The organism is Alloalcanivorax venustensis ISO4, from assembly GCF_015356855.1.
Classification (GTDB): Bacteria; Pseudomonadota; Gammaproteobacteria; order Pseudomonadales; family Alcanivoracaceae; genus Alloalcanivorax; species Alloalcanivorax venustensis.
The window spans coordinates 1-726 of record NZ_ARXR01000085.1 but is presented as its reverse complement, the minus strand read 5'-3'; the positions used below and the strand labels follow the sequence as shown (position 1 = coordinate 726).

Below are 726 nucleotides of genomic sequence, written 5' to 3'. Positions count from 1 at the left end.
CGCTGCGCCCCTGGCGCCGCGGCCGGGCCGCGCTGACCCTGGCCGGCGCGGTGCTGGGCGTGCTGACCATGCTCGGCGTGCTGTACGTGGACGGCCAGGGCCGCATCAACGTCACCCTGATTCTGGCGCTGGCCCTGCTGCAACTGCTGCTCGCCCTGGCCACCACCGCCCAGGCGTTAAGCGGCCGGCGCCCCTGGGGCCGGCTGCTGGGCCGGGGCGACGGCGCGCCGCCGGTACTCCGCCAGCTGCACCCGCAGCTGGCCGCCCGCGCCGCCCACGGCGCCGGCCTGGCGTTCGCCGCCACCGCCCTGCTCACCCTGCTGGTCCAGGTGCTGGTGCGCGATCTGGCGTTCGGCTGGAGCACCACCCTGCAGACCTCCGCGCCCGCCTATCACGCCCTGGTGGAACAGCTTGCCTGGCCCTGGCGCGGCTGGCTGCCCGGCGCCGTGCCGGGCCTGGAACTGGTGGAGCAATCCCGTTACTTCCGGCTCGGCGGTGAGGCTCCCGCCGACCCGGAACGCCTGGGCGCCTGGTGGCCGTTCCTGGCCATGCTGTGGCTCTGCTATGTGCTGCTGCCCCGGCTTATCCTGCTGGGGCTGGCGCGGCTGCACCTGAACCACCGCGCCGGCGTGCTGCTGCGACGCCACCCGGGCTGGGCGGCGCTGCGCCAGCGCTTCGCCACGCCCTGGGTGGACAGCGGCCCGGCACCGGTCGCCGCCGGCACCG

Annotated in this window: 1 protein-coding gene; it reads left to right on the top strand. The window is 76.2% G+C overall.

Annotated features, from left to right (window positions below; all coding sequences use genetic code 11):
- On the top strand, window positions 1-726 hold a 726-nt coding region (locus tag ISO4_RS16875), incomplete at both ends, for a DUF2868 domain-containing protein (protein ID WP_194856987.1).